Consider the following 19,216-nt stretch of genomic DNA (forward strand, 5'->3'; position numbering starts at 1 on the left):
ATCTCTTTTCATTTATTTTAATATTATATTACTTAATAAACAAAACATTAACAAGTTTTTTCGCAAAATAAGAAAATCCTGGCCGTCATAATTCGGCCAGGATTTTTGTTGTATTTGCCCATAGGGATTGACAATGACCTTATGCGGTTGTATCTGAATGAAGTTTCATTTACATCATTTCTGAAAAACAGAAGCTACCTGTAGCAATAGCGTGGACCGGCCCAGTAATAACAATATGCCCGTCTTGCTGCACGGTAACCGCAAGAGTACCGCCAGGCATATGAACCGTAAGATTTCGTTCAACCATACCTAAAGCAAAAGCAGCTTTCGCCACAGCAGCGCTACTACTGCCTGAAGCGAGCGTATAGCCAGCGCCGCGTTCCCAAATCTCAATTTCTAGATTATGACGATCTAAAACACGTACAAATTGTACATTCGTCCGTTCTAAAAAATCATCATGCTGTTCTAGCAAGGGCCCCCAGGTCTTTACGGTTTCCGTCGTAAAAGCTGGATCAAAGATCACACAATGGGGATTACCAATCGATAGACACGTCACTTGAAAACGTTTGCCATGAACGCAGATCGACTGTTCCAACATTTCTCGACGCGCTCCCGCTGCCGGAATGGCAGCGCTATCAAAAGTAGCTGTTCCCATATCCACGCAGATATTTTCGCCCAATTCATCAAGAATGGTGACTGCCACATCGCCGCCAAGTGTAGTCAGGGAAAAATGTTTTTCTTGTACATAACCTTGCTCCCAAAGAAACCGTGAAAAAATGCGAATCCCATTACCGCTTTTTTCCGCCTCGCTGCCGTCGGGATTAAAAATTCTGACCTGAATTTTTTCATCTTGAAAGAGCGGACCATATAAAATCCCATCAGATCCGACGCCAAAATGACGATCGCAGATTTTTGGGATACGCTGTGGTGTTAGTTCTAAAGAAATTTGCTGCGGATCTATCACAATATAATCATTCCCTAAGGCTTCATATTTATAAAAATCATGTTTCATCACTACTTCTCCTCCCAGAACTCCTCTGTTGATTTCGCTTTGCTCACTTATGAAACTATCTTTAGTATAATAAGCATTTTTTAAAACTTCTTGGCAATTATTGCGAAAATCATTGCAAAAAATGCTATAAAGACTACAATAGCAAGTAAGATGCAAACACCGTAATCACAAGAAGATTACGAATGAGCAAATCCTATAAATAGCCAATCATATCGATAGGAGGGCTTACAAAATTGATGATTGATGCACCACAGCAAGAAATCGCCAACGAACGAGGTTATTTAAATAAAGACTTCCAGTTCTTTCACCTCAAAGACTGTCGCGAAAACAAAATTGAATCTCACTTTCACGACTTTTATAAGGTGCTTTTTTTCCTAAGCGGCTCGGTCACCTATTTAATCGAGGGAATGAATTATCGCCTCCAGCCAGGCGATATTCTGCTGCTTCACCGCGGCACAATTCATAAGCCCTTAATCAGCGCCGATAATACCTATGAACGCCAAATTGCCTGGTTCAGCCCTGCTTTTCTGAATCGCAATAGTGAACAAGACTGCGACCTACAAACTTGCTTTCAGCAAGCTCACCAAAACCGTTCTTTTCTGCTCCTCCCGTCAACAGCAATAAGACAGAAACTCAGTATATTACTTACCGAATGGGAAACAGCTTTGACAGAAACAGGCTTTGGGCACAAACTGCGGCAACGGCTTTTAGCTTTAGAACTCCTTATCGTCTTAAATCAAGCGTATCAACATCCCGCCAGCGTTTCCCGTCAAGCAAGCTACTATGACAAAGCCATTGTGAACGCCTTAGTTTATATTGACAACCATCTTACCGCCCCACTAACAGTCGATCATTTGGCAGCCAGAGTCTGTTTAAGCAAATACCACTTTATGCGCAAATTCAAAGAACAAACTGGCTATAGCCCCCATCATTATATTACGCAAAAGCGGCTCATCTGCGCCAATCAATGGATTGACGCAGGCGAGCCGCTCTTAAGCGCCGCTTTAAACAGCGGTTTTAGCGATTATTCTACTTTTATCCGTTCTTTTAAAAAAGCCTATGGTCTAGCGCCAAAAAAATACTATAATCGCCTTATTCCGTCGAACCGCGAAAAATAATGCGATTCGGCAATTCCATAATCTTCGGCGGCGCTTTACGGTCATTTTGTAAACGAAACATCATTCGTTTGACACAGGCAGCCCCCACATCATAGGACGGCTGATCAATCGCCGTAATTCCCGGACCAACAAGCTCCGCCCAATCCCAGTTATCAAAGCCGCAAACGCCTGCAGCAGCGGGGACTGACAAATCAAGACGCTTCATGGCTTTTAACACCTGGAGCAACGCTACGCCGTTCGGCGTAAAAATCGCTTTCTTTCCCTCTGCTCCCGCTAAAAAAGCCAAAATTTCCTGTTCGATCAGAGCTTCATCTTCCATAGCCACAATAGCTTTCCAAGGTTCTTGGTGCAAAATCTCGCGACAAGCTTGTTCATAAGCCTGCAGTCGTAAAATTCTCGTTCCTACTTCATTTAAAGGCTCACTAAAAAAGGCAACTTTTTCGTACTGACGCGCCTTTAATCCGGCCATCAGTTCCAGCGTAGAAGTATAGTCTGTCGTACGAACCGTATCAAAGAGTGTAGGAAAAGTTGGCCTATCCGCTAGAATAATCGGCACATACTGCTTGGCGACTTCTAGTAAGAAAGCATTATTTTTACAAGTTGTATTGACAATAAGACCTTCGACGCGCTGATCAAGCATTGATAAAATATATTCTTGTTCCTTCTCAGGATTATTATCTGTTGTAGCAATCATCACATGATACCCGTAATCTTTGCTGCAGTCAGTAATCCCTTTGACCAAAATGGCTGAAAAAGGACTCGTAATATCCGCGATGATCACACCAAGTAAGCGACTCTTACAGGATTTTAAACTGCGCGCTAAATTATTGGGCCGATAGTCTAACTCTTCAATCACGGCGGCAATCCGCTGCCGTGACTCTTCCGACATAAACCCAAACTTACCATTTAAATAGCGGGAAATCGTTGTCTTAGAAACACCAGCCTGTTTGGCCACTTCGGAAATCGTTACACGCTGTCGCCGTTCCATTAGTTTTGCCGCTGCCGCGGCGAAGCCATACAAGCCAGCGCTAACGAATAGAGCTTGCCTTCGGCATTATCAGATCGAGAAGTCATCACAACAGGATGGGTTGTCCCTAAAATTACACCAGCCATTTTCGCCCCGCTATAATAAATAAGACCTTTCGTCAGCAAATTTCCTGATTCAATATTCGGCATAAGAAACAAGTCAACCTGCCCCGCTATCTGACTATCAATTCCTTTATGATGCGCCGCTTCCGGACTTACTGCCACATCTAAAGCAATCGGACCTTCGATTTGACCAAAGCGACAGAGTCCTGTTTTGACCGCAAGCTCCGCTAGGTTTTTCGCATCAACAGTTGCCGGCATTTTGGCGCTGACAGCTTCATTGGCTGTCAAAATAGCCACTTTCGGCTCGGCAATTCCGAGGTTCTGCAAGACTTGCAGGGCATTCATCAAAATGTCTTTCTTTTCTGCAAGTCCTGGCGCCACATTCATACCGCCATCGCTAAACGAAAGCAAGCGATCCTGCCCTGGTACTTCCAGAACCGCTAAATGCGACAATAGACGCCCCGTACGCAATCCCACAGCCTCGTTAAGTACGGCTTTCAAAAAAGTAGCACTGTTCACAAGTCCCTTCATTAACACCTGAGCCCGCCCACTACGTACTAGCGAAACAGCTTCCAGAGCAGCAGCCTGCTCGTCAGGCGCATCAATGATTAAAATATCGTCAGGCAAACCTACCTGTTGCACCAGCGGTACAATTTTTGTTTTATCACCAACAAGAATCGCCTTCGCCAGTTTTGCATCAGCTGCCGCCTTGACCGCTTCCAAAACCTCTAAATCCTGAGCTACTGCTACGCTAATCGTAACAGGCCCTTTTTCTCTTGCTTGCTCTAGCAAATCCTTAAAATTTCGAATCATCTTTTCCACCCTTCCTGTACCACTCTCAAGAAAATTCAGCTCTATTTGGTGGTGTCATTTTTTTCGCAGGTTTTACAGTAGCCGTAAATTTCCAAAGAATGACTCACCATGCGAAACTGGTCAGCCGTCATCGATTTCAGTTCATCAAAATGAACCGGACAATAATCAAGACACTCAATCTTACCGCACAACAGACAGACAGAGTGATGATGGTGATGCTTATTCTTATTCAGTTCGTAAACAGTTCCTTCGCGCCCCGGATAATTAATGGGGCTGACAAAACCGAGCATAATAAATAATTTCAAATTGCGATAAATGGTATCAAGACCTACATCAGGGTGGGTTTCTCTGACCTTCTCTAAAATCGTATGGGCATTCATAAATTCTTTTGACTCAGCCAAAGCCCGAAGAACCGCCCGTCGCTGCGGTGTCATTTTATAACCTTGTTCTTTTAGGGCTTGAAAAACCTCTTCCACTTCTAACACCTTCCAGCTTCTGTTACGTCTTTCTCTCATTATAACGAATTCAACCAAGCCTAACAATCCCTTTCTGACTGAAGCGTCCAAGCGTAAAAACAGGAATCCGCCGGGTCATACCGAATATTTTTAAAAACGGAGGCGATGGCATGATGAGTAAACGAACAACCACCCCGCCAAAACTTGAAACTCTGTCATTACAGGCCTTTCCTGCCTTAAAAATTGGTCATGAACAAGATGAAACAGCCAAAACAGGCTGCACTGTCATCTTATGCACCAACCAGGCAGGCGCCACAGGCGGAGTTGACGTGCGCGGCGGCGCTCCTGGCACAAGAGAAAGCGACTTGCTCCGTCCAGAAAATACAATCGAGAAGATTCACGGCATTATTCTATCTGGCGGTAGCGCTTTTGGCCTAGATGCGGCCGGCGGCGTCATGCAGTTTTTGGAGGAACAAGGAATTGGCTTTGATGTGGGCGTTACGAAAGTTCCCATCGTTCCGCAAGCTGTATTATTTGATCTCACTTATGGCGACTGGCGCATAAGACCGAATCAAGCAATGGCCTATAGGGCTTGTGTCAAAGCCTTTAAGGCTGTCCCCTGGGAAGACGGCAGCATTGGCGCCGGTACCGGGGCGACAGTGGGAAAAATTCGTGGCATGGAATATGCTATGAAAGGCGGCCTGGGATCCGCCTGCTTTAAAATTGGTTCACTTTACGTAGGAGCTCTTGTTGCTGTAAATGCCGTAGGCGATATCGTTCAACCTAGTACAGGCAAGATTCTGGCAGGCGCTCTAGCTGATGATCATCAAACCTTCTTAAACACGGAGGAATATATTTTAAAAACAAATTATCAGAAACCGGTGACGTTCTCACGAGAAAATACAACCATTGGTCTAATCATGACCAATGGACGACTCACCAAGGCGGAAGCAAACAAACTGGCCACTATGACCCATGATGCTTATGCTCGAACCATTCGCCCAGTTCATACGCTTCATGACGGTGATACGATCTTTACCATGGCTACCAATGAAGTCGATACAAATCTAGACTTTCTAGGCGTCCTTGCGGTAAGAGCAATGGAACAAGCTATTTTAAACAGTGTAAATGCTATTACAAAATAACAAAGAGAGTCTTATTTGCTATTTCTTGCAAATAGGACTCTCTTTGTTTTCTTGTGCATCATTAAAATGGGATTTCATCCTTTTTAGTTTCAACGTACCAGAAGATTCGTTGCTTAATTGCGCCACGAATGTCTACCTTCATAAAAATCCTGCGAAAACGAATTTTTATGCATGACAAGGTATAAAAAAAGCAACCCATCTAACTGGATATAACTATCCAATTAGGTGCGACGCCATTGTCGCAATACGAATAGAACTTCTTGCTCCGCTGCCTTTCGTATTTTTTACTTTTTACTGACATTCTAACGCAATCAATGTTCGGCAAATAATCCAAGTTCAAAATCAAGCCATTTTTGTTCTTCCAGTAATTCTTCCTGATCTTTGTCCAAAATCTCTTTCGCTACTTCTTGCGCCATAATTTCTTCTTGTGCATAGGCTTCCATTACGAACATATCATCACGCCTCCCTTATGTTTTAATTGATGTATTTTTGAATTAACGTATACATCAATTATGTAATACATTATAACAGTCTTTGTTTCATTTGGCTATACCCCAAGAAAAAGTTTTTATTTTTGGACTATTTTGCCAATATCATGTTATACTATCAATAGGTATTTTACAAGGTTCTATCGGTTTTCAAATAAATTAACTAAAAATTTATAATTATCTTATTAGTAGCTATTAGAGTATTTCGTAAGTTATAATAAAATATTAGAGAGTGAAATTTTTTTTAATGGAGGCCCGCTATGCCCAAAGATTTAGAATTCCTTTCTACTAATGATACCTCGCTACGCAATAAGGTATTCCAACATATCAAAGCGCAAATCATCGAAGGAGCCTATTCCCCCGGCGATATTCTGCTAGAAACAAAATTAGCCGATGAGTTAGGCGTAAGCCGCACCCCCATTCGCGAAGCAATTTGGCTGCTGGAAGTAGAAGGTTTAGTAGAAACGACCGCAAAAAAAGGCGCTATTGTCCTGGGAATCTCGGCGAAAGATGTCGCTGATATTTGCGCTATGCGCCAATTGCTAGAAGGCTTGGCTGCCCGTTGGGCTACTAGTCGTTTAACCGAAAATGAACTGAAAGAACTACAAAAAATTGTTGATCTTACGGAGTTTTATGCTCAAAAACAAAATATGGAGGAAATTGCTGAGTTAGATAATAAGTTTCATCAGCTCATTTATGAGGCTTCTGGCAGCAAAATGCTTAATTTGACGTTAAGCAATTTGCATAAATATATTAAGCCAGCTCGCTTAAACTCCATTGCTGTAGAAAATCGTTTATCCCAAACGATTACGGAACATATTACGCTCATGGATGCCTTTTATAAACGTGATCCTGATGCTGCCGAAAAAGCCATGACCTATCATGTAAGTATGGCGCACCGTAACATTACCAGCCTCCATCACTAAAGGCCCGCAAAACTAAAAAAACACTTGGTTTCTAATCGAAACCAAGTGTTTTTTTATTACAACATGCCCAAGAAAGAAAAATCTAACTTTACGCCGCACATATCAGGTAATCTTTTTATCGTTTTGGGATAAACAAGGTTCTGATAGCATCTTCGCTAACAATATTTCCGTTCCTTGCCTGTTGTAAAAAACACAATCCGCCGCCGCTTGCATAATCAGCAGGCCACGACCGCCTTCACGCCAGAGCTCTTCTTCGAGGCACTTATGACTATCTTGTGCTCGTTTTGACGCTGTAACCAAACCTAGTCCTTGATGCTTCAAGCGAATCACGAGTACGCTGCCTCGCAAAATATCCATCGTGAGCTGACAAGGCTTGCCTTCACTAAAACGCAAGGCATTATTGACTGCTTCATTCACAGCAACTTCCATCATATGATATTGTCCTAGTAGCACTTTTTGCAAAAAACATTTTACAAGCGGTCTCACCAGTTTAAATTCAGCATAATCGCAAAAAGAAAAGACAATTAAACGCGGTCTCATTCTTCTTCCTCCCTCATTTTTACAGCTCTGGAGGAATACCAAAAAGCAGGGAACCGCCCCCTGACCTCAGAGCATGCTTAAAGATCCAGCATGGCAGCCTGGCAATCCTAGGTAAAAACCCTTAGATCCAAGGCTTTGCGTCCTTGCCTTTCGGCAAGTTTGCCTAATATTTCACTAAGTAACTAATTTAATTTTACTGTAAAAATTCATAAAAAGTCAAGGAAATAACTGCCGTTTTTTTTACTAAAACACCATAAAATTACAAAATTCCAACTACGTTGTTTTTAAAAAACCTCTCAGAAACATCGCCGCTAAGCGCTGTACTGAGAGGTCTCTAGCATTGTTTAAGCTACAGCTAACAAATCAAGTTACAGCTTTAAAACTGCCGTGCTAACAATATGGCGCTTCATGCCCAATTCATCCTGCGACAGCCCTAAAGCTAGACCGATGAGCTGCGACATATGAAGAATGGGGATTTCCTTGGCCGCACCAACTGCAGCCTGTCCTTCTGGGTGGAACATATCAAGCTGCATCTGACACAGCGGGCAAGGCGTAACGAGACAGTCTGCCCCTGCTTTAATCGCGCTGAGGTTCGTTTCTCCCGTCATCTTAAGCACACTGTCACGCGCTGGATATACAGCATGGAAGCCACAACATTTCAGTTTGGCATCAAACTCGACCGGTTCAGCTCCCAATGCGCGAATCAGATCTTCTAAAGAATGAGGCACTGCATGATCTTCAAAATTCATAATTTCAGGCGGTCTTAGCAGATGGCAGCCATAATAACCAGCCACTTTCATACCTTGCAAAGGGCGCACTACTTTTCCCTTTAATTTATCAAGACCATAGTCGCGAACAAGCGCCCACAGTAAATGAGTGATTTCGCTTGTTCCTTCATACTTCATCCCCGCCTTAGCTAGAATCGGGTTTACCTTTTCTTTCATGCCATGATCTAATTCATGTTTTGCTTTGCGCAGCATGAGCGTACAAGTATTACAGACCGTCATAATATCAAGCTTCAGGCCTTCGGCCAAAGCAATATTACGGGCATTCACGGACAGAGCTGTTAACTCATCAATATCTTGTACATGAGAGGCGCCGCAGCAAGTCCAGCCGGGAAGCTCAACGAGTTCAATTCCTAGTTTTTTCGCAACGGCAAGTGTTGCCATCATATCTTCTTTGGCCGCCGCTTCGAGGACACAGCCAGGAAAAAATCCATATTTCATTCTTTCTCCGCCTCCTTGACTGCTTTCATAATGGCTCTCACTTTGTCAATTCCCTGCACTGGCGTAGCCGAGTGAATCAGATGAAGCGGATTTAATTTGCCGCGAACAAAAAGACGCATAGCAAAAGCAGCGCGAGTCGACGACTTTAACAAGCCTTCGGTTTTCACCGACATGGTCGCTTCGTTTAAGCGGCCTGTTTTGGCAATATCATCTCGGAAGGCCATACCATGACGAGCGCCCATATTATCAGTCATACCAGCTTGCACCGATTTTTGCCGTAATTTTGATATATCTTCCGCTGGCTCTAAATGTTTCGGACACTTGGTCACACATTCCTGACAGTGAACGCATTTCCACAGGCCTTTGGCCATAGCTGGCGTCAAATGAGCCATAAAATCTTTATCACGCGAGTCAGCTACAAATTTCTGAGCTTTACTAAAAATAAAGGGCTCTAAAAAGTCTCTTTCATCGGCGCTGAGCTTATTACATTCAGACGCACAAGAACCACAGAGAATACAGTCAGCTTGCTGACGTATCTTTTTAAAATCTTCCGGCGACTGACGACAGCCGCTTTTCGCCGTAAACTGTTCGTCAGGAATCAGCCACGGTTTGACTTCTTTTAAGCGCTGCGCCTTGGGCTCCCAGTCCACAACAAGATCGCGAATAACTTTGAAGTTTTGAATTGGGCTAATTTCGAGCGTATCGCCAAAACGCGCTGTCACATCATCAAGACCAACTTCACAAGCTAGCATAGCCTGGCCATTGACGCGAACGGCACAAGCGCCGCAGACAGCAGACCGACAGGCAGCTACGAAAGTCAGTGTCGGATCCATCGTATCTTTAATTTTTATTAAACCCCATAAAATCGTTTTGCCAGGCTCATGAGGAAAACTGTATTCCTGTACAAAGGACTTATTATCTTGAAAACGGTGTATTTTATAGGTAATCTGTCGCATTAGTATTTCCTTTCTGCCGGTTGATGCTTCGTAATGACGACCGGCCGGTAGGATAATTTATAATCAGAACCATCTTTGGTGATCAGCGTATGTTTTAAGAAATTTTCATCATCGCGCTTTGCATAATCATCACGCAGGTGGCAGCCCCGGCTTTCTTTGCGGGCTAAAGCGCCTGTTACAACAGCCTTGGCAATTGTCAACAGATTCCCCATTTCCACATAGTTTACGAAGGCGCTGTTAAATACACGGCTGCTATCGCCGACTACGCAAGTTTGGTATTCAGCAAGCAAACCATCAACGACTTGTGCTGCTTTTACCATATCGGCTTCATTGCGGAATACGCCCACATTGTACCACATGATTTCGGCCAAGCGATCACGAATCGACGCAACGGTAGCGCCTTTCGTACGGGAAACAACTTCTTCAAAACGTTTTTCCCAGCCTGTTGCGGCTTCACTTAGCAAATTTTCACCGGTAATCGTTCGTTTTCTGGCACAATCGCTAGCGCCCATGCCTGCTACTTTACCAAAAACCATTACATCAGCAAGCGAGTTGCCGCCCAAACGATTCGCACCGTGAATAGATACGCAAGCTGCTTCCCCGGCGGCAAAGAGACCGCTGACCGCTGTAGCGCAGGTTTTATAATCGACTACGTCTATGCCGCCCATCGAATAATGGCAGGTTGGACGAATCGGAATCGGTTCTTTCACAGGATCAACATGTTCAAAAGAAATGGCCAGATCACGAATACCATGAAGTTTCTCGATAATCGCCTCTTCTGGTAAATGACGTACATCGACCTGAACATAGGCAGTAATGCCTTCGCCAAAACCACGGCCTTCCTTAATTTCCGTTTCAATGCCTTTGGCAACAACGTCACGCGTAGCAAGTTCCATTTTTTCCGGGGCGTAACGCTTCATAAAACGTTCGCCAAGACGGTTGATAAGATAGCCGCCTTCACCGCGCACTGCTTCTGACATCAAAATACCGGTGCTAGCAAGGCCTGTCGGGTGGAACTGCACCATTTCCGGATCTTTTAGGGCAACGCCTGCTCTAAAGCAAGCTGCCATACCATCGCCAGTAGAAGTGAAGGGATTAGTTGTACGCATCCAATACATCCGACCAGCGCCGCCTGTAGCGATGACTACGCTTTTTGCGGCAATCGGCACAATTTCACCTGTTTTTATTTGTAGCGCCACTACGCCGCGCAGTTCGCCGTCTTCTACAACAACATCTAAGAGCTGCCACTCTTGCAGCACTTTTACATCATGCTTCAAACACTGCTCGTACATGGTATGCAGTATGACATGGCCGGTTTTATCAGCGGAATAACAGGTACGCGGTGAAGATTGACCGCCGAAGTTACGCTGAGAAATACGACCTTCTTTGTCACGAGAAAAGGGAACGCCAAAATAGTCAATCTCGTTAATACAGTCAGGACTCATATTACAGAAAAATTCAATGGCATCTTGGTCGCCCAAATAGTCACTGCCTTTAGCAGTATCGAAAATATGTTTTTCTAAAGTATCGGTCGCATCGGCATTTTTCAGAACGCCGTTAATGCCGCCCTGAGCCATCGCGGTAGCCGAGCGGGTCGGAAATACCTTCGTCATCAAAGCTACATTTAAATCGCCCTGCCTTGCCGCTTCCAGCGCGGCGCGCATACCGGAGCCGCCGCTGCCGATTACTAATACGTCAAAAGTAAGCATATGTCACCTCAATCCAAAATTTTACGCCTATCTTTAGATTTGCGCATAAGGCTTTTGGCCTTGTTCATAAAAATTATTGCCTTCACAGTCAATGACAACAATCGCGGGGAAATCTTCTACCGTAAGTGCCGCTAAGGCTTCTGGACCTAAATCACCGTAAGCCAGCACTTCATATTTTTTTACGGAACGAGCAATTAAAGCGGCGGCGCCGCCAATCGCAGCGAAATAAGTTACGCCGTGCTTTTTCATAGCGTCTACGACTTCTTTCGAACGATAGCCTTTGCCAATCATGCCGCGCAGTCCCTGTTCAATCAAGGCTGGCGTATAGGCATCCATACGACCGCTCGTAGTCGGACCGGCGGAACCGATAGGTTGACCTGGTTTCGCTGGCGAAGGTCCTACATAATATACAACCTGATCGGTCAGATCAACAGGCAGTTTTTCACCGCGAGCGAGCGCCTCGGTCATTTCTTTATGAGCTGCATCGCGAGCTGCATAAATCACGCCGCTAATTAAAACACTGTCACCCGCTTTTAAGGATTGTACCTTTTCTTTTGTTAAAGGGGTAGTAATGCGAATTGCTTCAGCCATTTTCGTAACCTCCTCTTAAAGTTCCACTTCCGCATGGCGGGTGGCATGACAGTTAATATTGACTGCAACAGGCATCCCGGCAATATGCGTCGGATACCATTCGATATTGACGCCAAGCGCCGTCACATCACCGCCGAGTCCTTGCGGTCCAAGACCAGTTTTACGAATTAACTCCATCAGTTCTTCCTCTAATTTGGCATAGCGAGGATCTTCGTTTTTCGATGTAATCGGACGAGTCAAAGCTTTCTTCGCAAGGTATGCGCATTTTTCAAAGGTTCCGCCGATTCCTACGCCAACAACCATGGGCGGACAAGGGTTTGATCCCGCTTTTTTTACTGTGTCAACAACGAAATCCTTAATTCCTTGAATTCCATCAGCTGGTACAAGCATTTTAATCGCGCTCTTATTTTCGCTGCCAAAACCTTTCGGCGCTAGCAGCAGCTTTAACTTATCGCCAGGGACAAGTTCCACATGAATAATCGCTGGCGTATTGTCCTTCGTATTTTTCCGTTCAAATACAGGCTCAGCCACAACGGACTTTCTTAAATAGCCTTCCGTATAACCTTTCGCTACACCTGCATTAATAGCATTAGCCAGACTGTCACCGACAATTTGTACATCCTGCCCTAATTCCACAAACAAGACAGCCATCCCCGTATCCTGGCAGATCGGCATATCTTCGGCGCGAGCAATATCGGCATTTTCTACAAGTTTGCCGAGAATTTCTTTGCCAAGAGGAGAGCGTTCGACTTTCTGATTTTCTACTAAGGCGTCGTAAATATCGTGAGACAAGTAGTAGTTGGCATCAGTAGCCAATTTAGCAACGGCTTTTGTGATTTGCGAGGCTTCAATTTTACGCATGAAACTTCCTCCCTTAATTAACCTTTAAGTATTGTAGGCAAAATCAGCTTAGGCAAATACCTATAAACCCAAACTACGCCGCCTATCCCGACTAGTGTATCCTGAAAAATCAGCCTAATCAAAACAGCCAGCGTAAAGCAAAAAGATTTATTATCTAACAGTATATCCTATTTCTCGTCTACTGTCATCGCCAGCCCTATTTACTTTGTGATTTTTTTCTCTTTTAATAGACTAGCAGATTCTGGCGAAAATATAAAATAGTTATTCGTCATGTTATCATAGACATAGGCTATATTTCATAATTTTCTTGCATAGCAAATAAAAAAACTCGTCTCGTAACTAAACAGACAAGTTTTTCTAGCAGGTTTCATTTCGTAACCGTTTTATATATACTGTTGCATAAAATCCATAAAGGCCCGCGATGCTCGGCTCAAATAGCCCTCCTTTTTCCAAACAAGACCTACTTGAACTTGCAGCGGCTCGGAAAAAGGCCGCGTAACAAGCAGTGGCTCCTTTTGCGCAATTACATCTAACAAAAAAGAAATGCCTGTTCCACTTACGACTAATCCCTTAATTGTTTCTACCTGACTTGATGATAAGACGATTTGCGGTAAAATGGAGGCTTTAGAAAACTTCTCAGCAATCACCCGGCGATGATAAGAATCTTCTTTAAGCATAATTAAGGGCTCCTGGTCGAGATCGTAGACCGACAAACTTTCTTTTTGGCTTAAGGGATGATTGGGCGGCATACAAACAAGAATTTGATGCACTGCCAAAGGAATTGTCTGCAGATTAGAGGGTGTTTCATTAATAATGGCAATCCCTAAATCCAATTCGCCCTTTTCTAATTTATCACGAATCATCAAAGAGCCTTCCTCGGAAATAAACGTTTCTAATTTAGGATATTGCTTACGGAAATGATAAAAAATCTTTGGGAACAAGTAAGAGCCTACCATAGGGGGAATGCCTATTTTAATCGCGCCTTTTTGGAGCTGCTGATAATCCTTCAGCTCAAATAAGGCGTCATCAATCATATGCAAAGCTTTTTCTATCCGCTCTAAAAAAACAGCTCCTTCTGGTGTTAAGGCTAGATGTTTCTGACTGCGATCAAAAAGCTGTACGTTTAACTCGCCTTCCAGTTTCTGAATCGCTTTCGTAATACTCGGCTGCGAAACATGAAGTCGCTCGGCAGCCCTAGTAATACTGCCAAGCCTGCTTGCCATTTGAAAATACTCCAGCTGCCGTAATTCCATACACTGCCCCCTCAATCGCTCCCCTAAGACAATTGGCTCTTTTCTTTAGTATAGCATACTTCGAACAGAGAAAAGCTGCTCCTTGTACAAGCTTTTCCGAAGAAAAGCGCATTGACAAGAAGCAGCTTTTATTATTTTTTCATAGCAATACATTACTTTACATAATTTACAAGAGTACCAATTCCCGCAACAGTAACTGTCACTTCATCACCGCTTTGCATCGGGCAAGTCCCTGAAGGCGACCCAAGCGCCAAAACATCACCTGGCTCTAGCGTCATTACCTGCGAAATCCAACTAATCAAGAAAGGAATCGATAGAGACATTTGCGCTGTACTGCCTTGTTGCACGATTGTGCCATTTAAAGTTGTTGTAATTTTAAGATCCGACGGATCGAGATCTGTAACGATCCACGGTCCAATGGGACCAAAAGTATCAAACCCTTTACCTCGGGTAAACTGGGGATCGCTTTTCGTAAGATCTCTTGCTGTTACATCATTAAAAACAGTATAGCCAAATACATAGTTAAGCGCCTCAGCCTCAGTCACATTTTTGCCGCGTTTGCCAATAATCAAAGCAACTTCGCCTTCTAGTTCCACCTTATTCGTTAAGGTAGTCGGCGGCAAAGAAATTGTTTCACCGGTAGCAATGAGCGACGATAAGGGCTTAAGAAAGAGAAAGGGCTCACTCAAATTGGCTTGTCCGCCAGTTTCCTGGGCATGACCAGCATAGGTCCAACCAAAATTAACGACTTTCGTCGGTTCTACAGGAACAAGGAGCTTCACTGCGTCTAACAAAATTTTCTCGCCAGTCAAACTAAAGTCGCCTGCTGCCATAGCCGCAAAGTCGCCTGCTAAACGGAAGACTTCTTCTCCCTGGATTAAACCATAACGAATCTGGTCGTCTTGTGTCTGATAACGGACGATTTTTTTACATACTTCCTTCATATTTCTCACCAATCTGCTTTCTAACTAATTTGTAAAGAATCAAATAAATTTGGTGAGCTCATTATACGCCGTTGTCAAAAAAAATTGAAATACCAAAAAATCATGATATGATAACTATAGTTCATAATAAGGCAAGGTGAATCACCATGGAGCTTCGAGAGCTGACGTATTTTGTGACAGTATGTACCTTACATAATTTTACGGCCGCCGCCGAGGCGCTCCACGTCTCGCAACCTGCCGTATCAAAGGCAGTGACTAGACTAGAAGCAGAGCTAGGACTCTCGCTCTTAGACCGCAGCCAAAAACGCGTTCAGCTCACAGCCGAGGGGAAAATCTTCCTAGAACTGGCTAAAGGATTTCTCGATCATTTTCAATCATTACAAAATACTATGGCTGAATATAAAAAACTGTCTCACGATACTTTTCGTCTAGCCGTGCCGCCACTGTTAGGCGCTTATGTCTTTCCCGCCTTGTTTGCCGCTTTCAAAAAAAGTTATCCAGCCTTAGATATGCTCGTAGTAGATGACGGATCAGCAGCAGCAGTCAATCTTGTTCTGGAAAAAAATGTTCATGCCGCTCTGGTCATGTTTCCTGATAATTTAGCGGCTTTACCACTGTGCTCTCACCAGATTACCACTCAGGAAATAACAGTTTGCCTACCACCGCACCACCGCCTTGCTGCAAAACCAACCTTGTCTTTTCCCGACATAAATAAAGAACCCCTCATTCTCTACAATGAGGGATATCTCCTGCGAAAAATTATTTTAGACAATTATGCCCAAGCAGGTCTTGCACCAAACATTACCATATCGACAAATCAGTTCCAAACGATTAAAGCGCTCGTAGCTCAGGATGTAGGAATTTCTTTTCTGCCAGTCGATTGCATCAGCCAAGAGGATTCGTTGATTTCCCGTTCACTCGTTCCAGCGCTATATCTCACCATGGGACTGATTTGGCTTCCCGACACATCGCTGCCGCTAGCTGGCAAAACCTTTATCGATTTTACGCGCCGCTATACTCATGCTAGCGATAAAAAGAATGCCCTATGATATAGCAGCGCTTGACTGCTCGCCTTCTTGCTCAAGGACTTCACAAAAAGTCTTGACAATGTTCGGTGAAAATTGAATGCCCGCCTTAGACCGCAGTTCTGCACAAGCCTGTTCCCTTGATAAAGACTTACGATAAACCCTCAGACTGGTCATGGCATCGTAGGCATCAGCTACCGCTAAAATTTGCGCCATCGGGTGAATATCTCTGTCGCTAAGGCCTGACGGATACCCTTGACCATTAAACCATTCGTGATGCTGTACAACCGCTTCTCCTACCTCCCTTAGGTAGGAGATATTTTTTATAATTTTATAGCCAATCTGAGGATGCTGTTGAATGACACTATATTCATCAGCACTCAGCTTCCCTGGCTTGTTTAGTATTTTAAAGGGAATTCCAATTTTGCCGATGTCATGCAAAATAGCCGCGTAGCTCAAAAACTCCATTTGAGCTTCGCTTAGTTTCATTTTTTTGCCGATCATTAAAGAATACTCTAAAACACGCTCACTATGGCCGCGCGTATAAGAATCTTTGGCCTCTACGGCATCGGCTAACGCTTTAATCGTCGCAAGATTTGCCGCATCTTTCTCCTGAAAGGCTTTATTCAGTTCCGCATTCAAAGCAATCATCTGTTGATAAAGCGACTGGATTTCCTGTCTGTTGGCATTGGCCTCTTTTACCATTTCATCTTTTCCGTCAAGAAGAGATAAGATCTGATTTCGCATACTTTCCAGGCAAAGCGCCAAATTCTTTAATTCTGGTGTTTTCTGCGGCGAAAAAGCCACGTTCAGATTCCCGCCGCCCATGGTATGAGCGACTTGAGCCATTTCCTCTAAAGGTAAAACGATGCGCCGTACAAAAATAGAGGAAAAAATAAGCGCAAGTAAAATCGCCAAAACGGAAGCGCCAATCGCATACTGTTGCAACTGTCGACTTGCTTCATAAAAGACAGCTGAGGGAATCCTGGTCATAATGACCCAACCAGTTGAAGGAACATAAGTATGAAACACTTGATACCCCTGTCCTCCCGAATCATAAAGAAAGCCACTTTCCTGAGCAAACATAGTTTGCAGCGTCTTATAGCGAGTATCACGATCCGCCGCAATTAAAATAGATTCGTCCGGTGTCGCGGCAAAAATACCATCAGGGTCATAAATAACCTTGCCTTCTCGGCTAAAAAAAGCAATTTGCGCCAAAGGATGAAAGCGAATTTTATCCGCAATGGGCTTCAGTTCTTCGAGAAAAATATCAGTACTTAAAACAGCTGGTTCACTGAGTTCTTTTACTGGGACAGCCAAAGTAACAACTTGTCTACCAGAAAAAAAATCGTTGTAAGGTTCTGTGATGATGGTCCGCCGCTGTTCTAAAGCTTGCTGATACCACGGTCGAACCGTCGGATCAAACGCGGCTAGTTGTTGCTGCGAACGATTCACGATTGACACAAGCTGATGATTCGCAAAACCGATAAACAGACTATTAGCAAAACGATCCGAAAAACGCCGGGAAAAAGAGAGCATATTTTCTCTCAACTCAGGTGATTTTTGATCTAATTTATGACGTTCCAATTCGCTAGCGAAAGCTTCTAAGGATAGCGACCTTTCCCGAAACCAAAAGTCAATCGTCATCGCTGCCTGTCTTGTCTTACTATCCATAGTCTGCGTTACATCTTCCAGAACTCTTTTTTCGACTTGATGCGTAATAGCCAAAGAAAAAAGCCAGATAAAAAGAACCAACGTGACTGCCGTTGTCAAAAACAGTTTTATTCGAAGACTCATTATGAACTCCCTCTTTCATCGCAAGGATCATTCATTTGCTGCACAGCTCGGCAATCATAAAATTCACATTTTTCCTATTTTTACAATTATTTTCGCTTTTGACAAAAATTCTCCTTCTAAAAAATCTCCCACTAAAGTCCTAAATCGCAGATAAAACTACAAAATAGAACTCTAGACGTTTTTACCGACCAGAATCCTATTCATAGAGTTACTCTGCTGTTTTTTCCTGATCCTTAATAATCATAGTTGGACAAGGGGCATGCTGTACTACATGATTGCTGACACTGCCTAAGAAAAAAGCCGTCACATTGCTCAGCCCTCGCCGCCCCATAATAATCAGGGAAAAGTGGTGGTCTAAAGCAATTTCAGTAATCACTCTTCCTGGCGGTCCATACTCCAGACGCTGATAGACTCGACCATCATAGTCGGCAAAGTAAGCTGCAGCCTGTGCCAAAACCGTATTTCCAGTTTCATCAAGCTTCGCTAAAACTGTATCAGGCATCGGTACCGCTCCAGGAACAACTGCCACATTCGGAATCACATGAAGCAAAGTAACAGCACTGCTAAATTTCCCCGCCAGCTTCCGAGCATATTTTACCGCAAGTAATGCGGTATCTGACCCGTCAACTGGGACTAAGATTTTATGAAACATACCCCTCTCTCCTTTGCGCCATCGCCCAAACTGCTGCACTATTTACTTGGCATGCTTTGCCATCGTCTGCAATAAGCGTCGCATCAAAGTCAACTGTTCTGCCGAAATATCCTGCAAAAACTGCCGTCGATGCTCACCGACAATCTGTTGCCACATTTCGTAAGATTCCTGCGCTTTTGCCGTTAATGAAATAATCTTTTCCCGCTTATCCTGGCCAACCTGCCTTACGACAAGTTCTTTTTTTTCTAACTTGACAAGCGTCTTAGAGATAGCCGCTGGTTCCACATTCAAATAATTGGCCAAAGCAATCTGCGTCAAGGCTTCCTGTTCTTTGAGAATCTTTAAAATAGTCCACTCCGAAGTATAAATTCCTGCCGGCTCTAAGCGCTGATTCAATCCTTTGGATATAGCGCGAGTCGTTTGATATAGCTGGTGAATCATCTGATCTTGTTCATCCATATTTCTAACCCCTACTCAATCAAAATAAGCAATTCTTCTAATTGCTCAATCACACCAAAAGATGCATTCTAAAATTTATTGATAGTGGATTATTTCTACAAAGAAAAGGCCTCTCCCTGCCGCAAAAAAAAGAAAGCGCCGCTCTTCAGCGGCGCTT

The 19,216-nt window shown here is 43.8% G+C and carries 20 protein-coding genes and 1 riboswitch; of the genes, 4 read left to right on the forward strand and 16 right to left on the reverse strand.

Annotated features, from left to right (window positions below):
- Positions 1-169: 169 nt before the first annotated feature.
- Positions 170-1,012, reverse strand: a complete 843-nt coding sequence (gene dapF, locus AC0MXB_RS06285) for a diaminopimelate epimerase (protein ID WP_474039295.1) — start codon at positions 1,010-1,012, stop codon at positions 170-172.
- Positions 1,013-1,248: 236 nt separating this feature from the next.
- Here dapF and AC0MXB_RS06290 point away from each other — a divergent pair, with 236 nt between their 5' ends.
- Positions 1,249-2,130: a helix-turn-helix domain-containing protein gene (locus AC0MXB_RS06290; RefSeq protein ID WP_474039296.1), complete on the forward strand. Its 882-nt coding sequence runs from the start codon at positions 1,249-1,251 to the stop codon at positions 2,128-2,130.
- Here AC0MXB_RS06290 and AC0MXB_RS06295 read toward each other — a convergent pair.
- From AC0MXB_RS06295 to AC0MXB_RS06305, 3 genes are read right to left on the reverse strand one after another with little or no spacing between them, the layout of a single operon-like run.
- Positions 2,105-3,118, reverse strand: coding sequence for a LacI family DNA-binding transcriptional regulator (locus tag AC0MXB_RS06295; protein WP_474038792.1), 1,014 nt, complete (start codon positions 3,116-3,118; stop codon positions 2,105-2,107). The genes AC0MXB_RS06290 and AC0MXB_RS06295 overlap by 26 nt on opposite strands.
- Positions 3,118-4,032: a bifunctional enoyl-CoA hydratase/phosphate acetyltransferase gene (locus AC0MXB_RS06300; RefSeq protein ID WP_474038793.1), complete on the reverse strand. Its 915-nt coding sequence runs from the start codon at positions 4,030-4,032 to the stop codon at positions 3,118-3,120. Before AC0MXB_RS06300 ends, AC0MXB_RS06295 begins: the two co-directional genes overlap by 1 nt.
- A gap of 41 nt (positions 4,033-4,073) precedes the next feature.
- Positions 4,074-4,508, reverse strand: coding sequence for a Fur family transcriptional regulator (locus AC0MXB_RS06305; protein WP_474038794.1), 435 nt, complete (start codon positions 4,506-4,508; stop codon positions 4,074-4,076).
- Positions 4,509-4,657: 149 nt separating this feature from the next.
- Between AC0MXB_RS06305 and AC0MXB_RS06310 the strand changes: the two genes are divergently transcribed.
- Positions 4,658-5,632: a P1 family peptidase gene (locus AC0MXB_RS06310; protein ID WP_474038795.1), complete on the forward strand. Its 975-nt coding sequence runs from the start codon at positions 4,658-4,660 to the stop codon at positions 5,630-5,632.
- Positions 5,633-5,943: 311 nt separating this feature from the next.
- Here AC0MXB_RS06310 and AC0MXB_RS06315 read toward each other — a convergent pair whose 3' ends face one another.
- Entirely contained in the window at positions 5,944-6,084 is a 141-nt protein-coding gene (locus AC0MXB_RS06315) for a hypothetical protein (protein ID WP_474038796.1), read from the reverse strand.
- A 296-nt stretch (positions 6,085-6,380) separates the two neighbouring features.
- On the opposite strand from AC0MXB_RS06315, the gene AC0MXB_RS06320 reads away from it, so the two are divergent.
- Positions 6,381-7,046, forward strand: a complete 666-nt coding sequence (locus tag AC0MXB_RS06320) for a GntR family transcriptional regulator (protein WP_474038797.1) — start codon at positions 6,381-6,383, stop codon at positions 7,044-7,046.
- Between the two features lie 102 nt (positions 7,047-7,148).
- Here AC0MXB_RS06320 and AC0MXB_RS06325 read toward each other — a convergent pair whose 3' ends face one another.
- The 8 genes from AC0MXB_RS06325 to AC0MXB_RS06360 all read right to left on the reverse strand — a co-directional run bounded on the left by AC0MXB_RS06325 (position 7,149) and on the right by AC0MXB_RS06360 (position 15,126).
- Positions 7,149-7,586: an ATP-binding protein gene (locus tag AC0MXB_RS06325; RefSeq protein ID WP_474038798.1), complete on the reverse strand. Its 438-nt coding sequence runs from the start codon at positions 7,584-7,586 to the stop codon at positions 7,149-7,151.
- A gap of 89 nt (positions 7,587-7,675) precedes the next feature.
- A riboswitch (cyclic di-GMP riboswitch) is annotated at positions 7,676-7,760 on the reverse strand.
- 194 nt (positions 7,761-7,954) lie between these two features.
- Positions 7,955-8,812, reverse strand: coding sequence for a CoB--CoM heterodisulfide reductase iron-sulfur subunit B family protein (locus AC0MXB_RS06330; RefSeq protein WP_474038799.1), 858 nt, complete (start codon positions 8,810-8,812; stop codon positions 7,955-7,957).
- The gene (locus tag AC0MXB_RS06335) at positions 8,809-9,768 is read right to left on the reverse strand and encodes a succinate dehydrogenase/fumarate reductase iron-sulfur subunit (protein ID WP_474038800.1); all 960 of its coding nucleotides are present in this window, start codon (positions 9,766-9,768) and stop codon (positions 8,809-8,811) included. Before AC0MXB_RS06335 ends, AC0MXB_RS06330 begins: the two co-directional genes overlap by 4 nt.
- Positions 9,768-11,477 carry an FAD-binding protein gene (locus AC0MXB_RS06340; RefSeq protein ID WP_474038801.1) on the reverse strand — a complete coding sequence of 570 codons (1,710 nt, stop codon included), beginning with the start codon at positions 11,475-11,477 and terminating at the stop codon, positions 9,768-9,770. Before AC0MXB_RS06340 ends, AC0MXB_RS06335 begins: the two co-directional genes overlap by 1 nt.
- 33 nt (positions 11,478-11,510) lie before the next feature.
- Positions 11,511-12,068, reverse strand: coding sequence for a Fe-S-containing hydro-lyase (locus AC0MXB_RS06345; protein ID WP_474038802.1), 558 nt, complete (start codon positions 12,066-12,068; stop codon positions 11,511-11,513).
- 15 nt (positions 12,069-12,083) lie between these two features.
- A complete protein-coding gene (locus tag AC0MXB_RS06350; protein ID WP_474038803.1) occupies positions 12,084-12,929 on the reverse strand; it encodes a fumarate hydratase in 846 nt (281 codons plus the stop codon).
- A gap of 383 nt (positions 12,930-13,312) precedes the next feature.
- Positions 13,313-14,182: a LysR family transcriptional regulator gene (locus tag AC0MXB_RS06355; protein WP_474038804.1), complete on the reverse strand. Its 870-nt coding sequence runs from the start codon at positions 14,180-14,182 to the stop codon at positions 13,313-13,315.
- Positions 14,183-14,334: 152 nt separating this feature from the next.
- On the reverse strand, positions 14,335-15,126 hold the full coding sequence (locus tag AC0MXB_RS06360) for a fumarylacetoacetate hydrolase family protein (protein WP_474038805.1): 792 nt from the start codon (positions 15,124-15,126) through the stop codon (positions 14,335-14,337).
- A 146-nt stretch (positions 15,127-15,272) separates the two neighbouring features.
- Here AC0MXB_RS06360 and AC0MXB_RS06365 point away from each other — a divergent pair, with 146 nt between their 5' ends.
- Positions 15,273-16,175: a LysR family transcriptional regulator gene (locus AC0MXB_RS06365; protein ID WP_474038806.1), complete on the forward strand. Its 903-nt coding sequence runs from the start codon at positions 15,273-15,275 to the stop codon at positions 16,173-16,175.
- Here AC0MXB_RS06365 and AC0MXB_RS06370 read toward each other — a convergent pair.
- From AC0MXB_RS06370 to AC0MXB_RS06380, 3 genes are all read right to left on the reverse strand, one after another.
- The gene (locus tag AC0MXB_RS06370) at positions 16,170-17,948 is read right to left on the reverse strand and encodes an HD domain-containing phosphohydrolase (RefSeq protein ID WP_474038807.1); all 1,779 of its coding nucleotides are present in this window, start codon (positions 17,946-17,948) and stop codon (positions 16,170-16,172) included. The two genes, AC0MXB_RS06365 and AC0MXB_RS06370, sit on opposite strands and share 6 nt — an antisense overlap.
- A gap of 208 nt (positions 17,949-18,156) precedes the next feature.
- The gene (locus AC0MXB_RS06375) at positions 18,157-18,600 is read right to left on the reverse strand and encodes a universal stress protein (RefSeq protein WP_474038808.1); all 444 of its coding nucleotides are present in this window, start codon (positions 18,598-18,600) and stop codon (positions 18,157-18,159) included.
- 42 nt (positions 18,601-18,642) lie between these two features.
- Positions 18,643-19,059, reverse strand: coding sequence for a MarR family winged helix-turn-helix transcriptional regulator (locus AC0MXB_RS06380; protein WP_474038809.1), 417 nt, complete (start codon positions 19,057-19,059; stop codon positions 18,643-18,645).
- Positions 19,060-19,216: the final 157 nt, after the last annotated feature.

The sequence above is a fragment of the Pelorhabdus sp. sgz311001 genome (assembly GCF_055901755.1).

Bases quoted from the DNA above. Each gene is read 5' to 3' on its own strand.
- dapF (WP_474039295.1), bottom strand. From the start codon at position 1,012: ATGAAACATGATTTTTATAAATATGAAGCCTTAGGGAATGATTATATT.
- AC0MXB_RS06290 (WP_474039296.1), top strand. From the start codon at position 1,249: ATGATTGATGCACCACAGCAAGAAATCGCCAACGAACGAGGTTATTTA.
- AC0MXB_RS06295 (WP_474038792.1), bottom strand. From the start codon at position 3,118: ATGGAACGGCGACAGCGTGTAACGATTTCCGAAGTGGCCAAACAGGCT.
- AC0MXB_RS06300 (WP_474038793.1), bottom strand. From the start codon at position 4,032: ATGATTCGAAATTTTAAGGATTTGCTAGAGCAAGCAAGAGAAAAAGGG.
- AC0MXB_RS06310 (WP_474038795.1), top strand. From the start codon at position 4,658: ATGATGAGTAAACGAACAACCACCCCGCCAAAACTTGAAACTCTGTCA.
- AC0MXB_RS06315 (WP_474038796.1), bottom strand. From the start codon at position 6,084: ATGTTCGTAATGGAAGCCTATGCACAAGAAGAAATTATGGCGCAAGAA.
- AC0MXB_RS06320 (WP_474038797.1), top strand. From the start codon at position 6,381: ATGCCCAAAGATTTAGAATTCCTTTCTACTAATGATACCTCGCTACGC.
- AC0MXB_RS06325 (WP_474038798.1), bottom strand. From the start codon at position 7,586: ATGAGACCGCGTTTAATTGTCTTTTCTTTTTGCGATTATGCTGAATTT.
- AC0MXB_RS06330 (WP_474038799.1), bottom strand. From the start codon at position 8,812: ATGAAATATGGATTTTTTCCTGGCTGTGTCCTCGAAGCGGCGGCCAAA.
- AC0MXB_RS06335 (WP_474038800.1), bottom strand. From the start codon at position 9,768: ATGCGACAGATTACCTATAAAATACACCGTTTTCAAGATAATAAGTCC.
- AC0MXB_RS06340 (WP_474038801.1), bottom strand. From the start codon at position 11,477: ATGCTTACTTTTGACGTATTAGTAATCGGCAGCGGCGGCTCCGGTATG.
- AC0MXB_RS06345 (WP_474038802.1), bottom strand. From the start codon at position 12,068: ATGGCTGAAGCAATTCGCATTACTACCCCTTTAACAAAAGAAAAGGTA.
- AC0MXB_RS06350 (WP_474038803.1), bottom strand. From the start codon at position 12,929: ATGCGTAAAATTGAAGCCTCGCAAATCACAAAAGCCGTTGCTAAATTG.
- AC0MXB_RS06355 (WP_474038804.1), bottom strand. From the start codon at position 14,182: ATGGAATTACGGCAGCTGGAGTATTTTCAAATGGCAAGCAGGCTTGGC.
- AC0MXB_RS06360 (WP_474038805.1), bottom strand. From the start codon at position 15,126: ATGAAGGAAGTATGTAAAAAAATCGTCCGTTATCAGACACAAGACGAC.
- AC0MXB_RS06365 (WP_474038806.1), top strand. From the start codon at position 15,273: ATGGAGCTTCGAGAGCTGACGTATTTTGTGACAGTATGTACCTTACAT.
- AC0MXB_RS06370 (WP_474038807.1), bottom strand. From the start codon at position 17,948: ATGAGTCTTCGAATAAAACTGTTTTTGACAACGGCAGTCACGTTGGTT.
- AC0MXB_RS06375 (WP_474038808.1), bottom strand. From the start codon at position 18,600: ATGTTTCATAAAATCTTAGTCCCAGTTGACGGGTCAGATACCGCATTA.
- AC0MXB_RS06380 (WP_474038809.1), bottom strand. From the start codon at position 19,059: ATGGATGAACAAGATCAGATGATTCACCAGCTATATCAAACGACTCGC.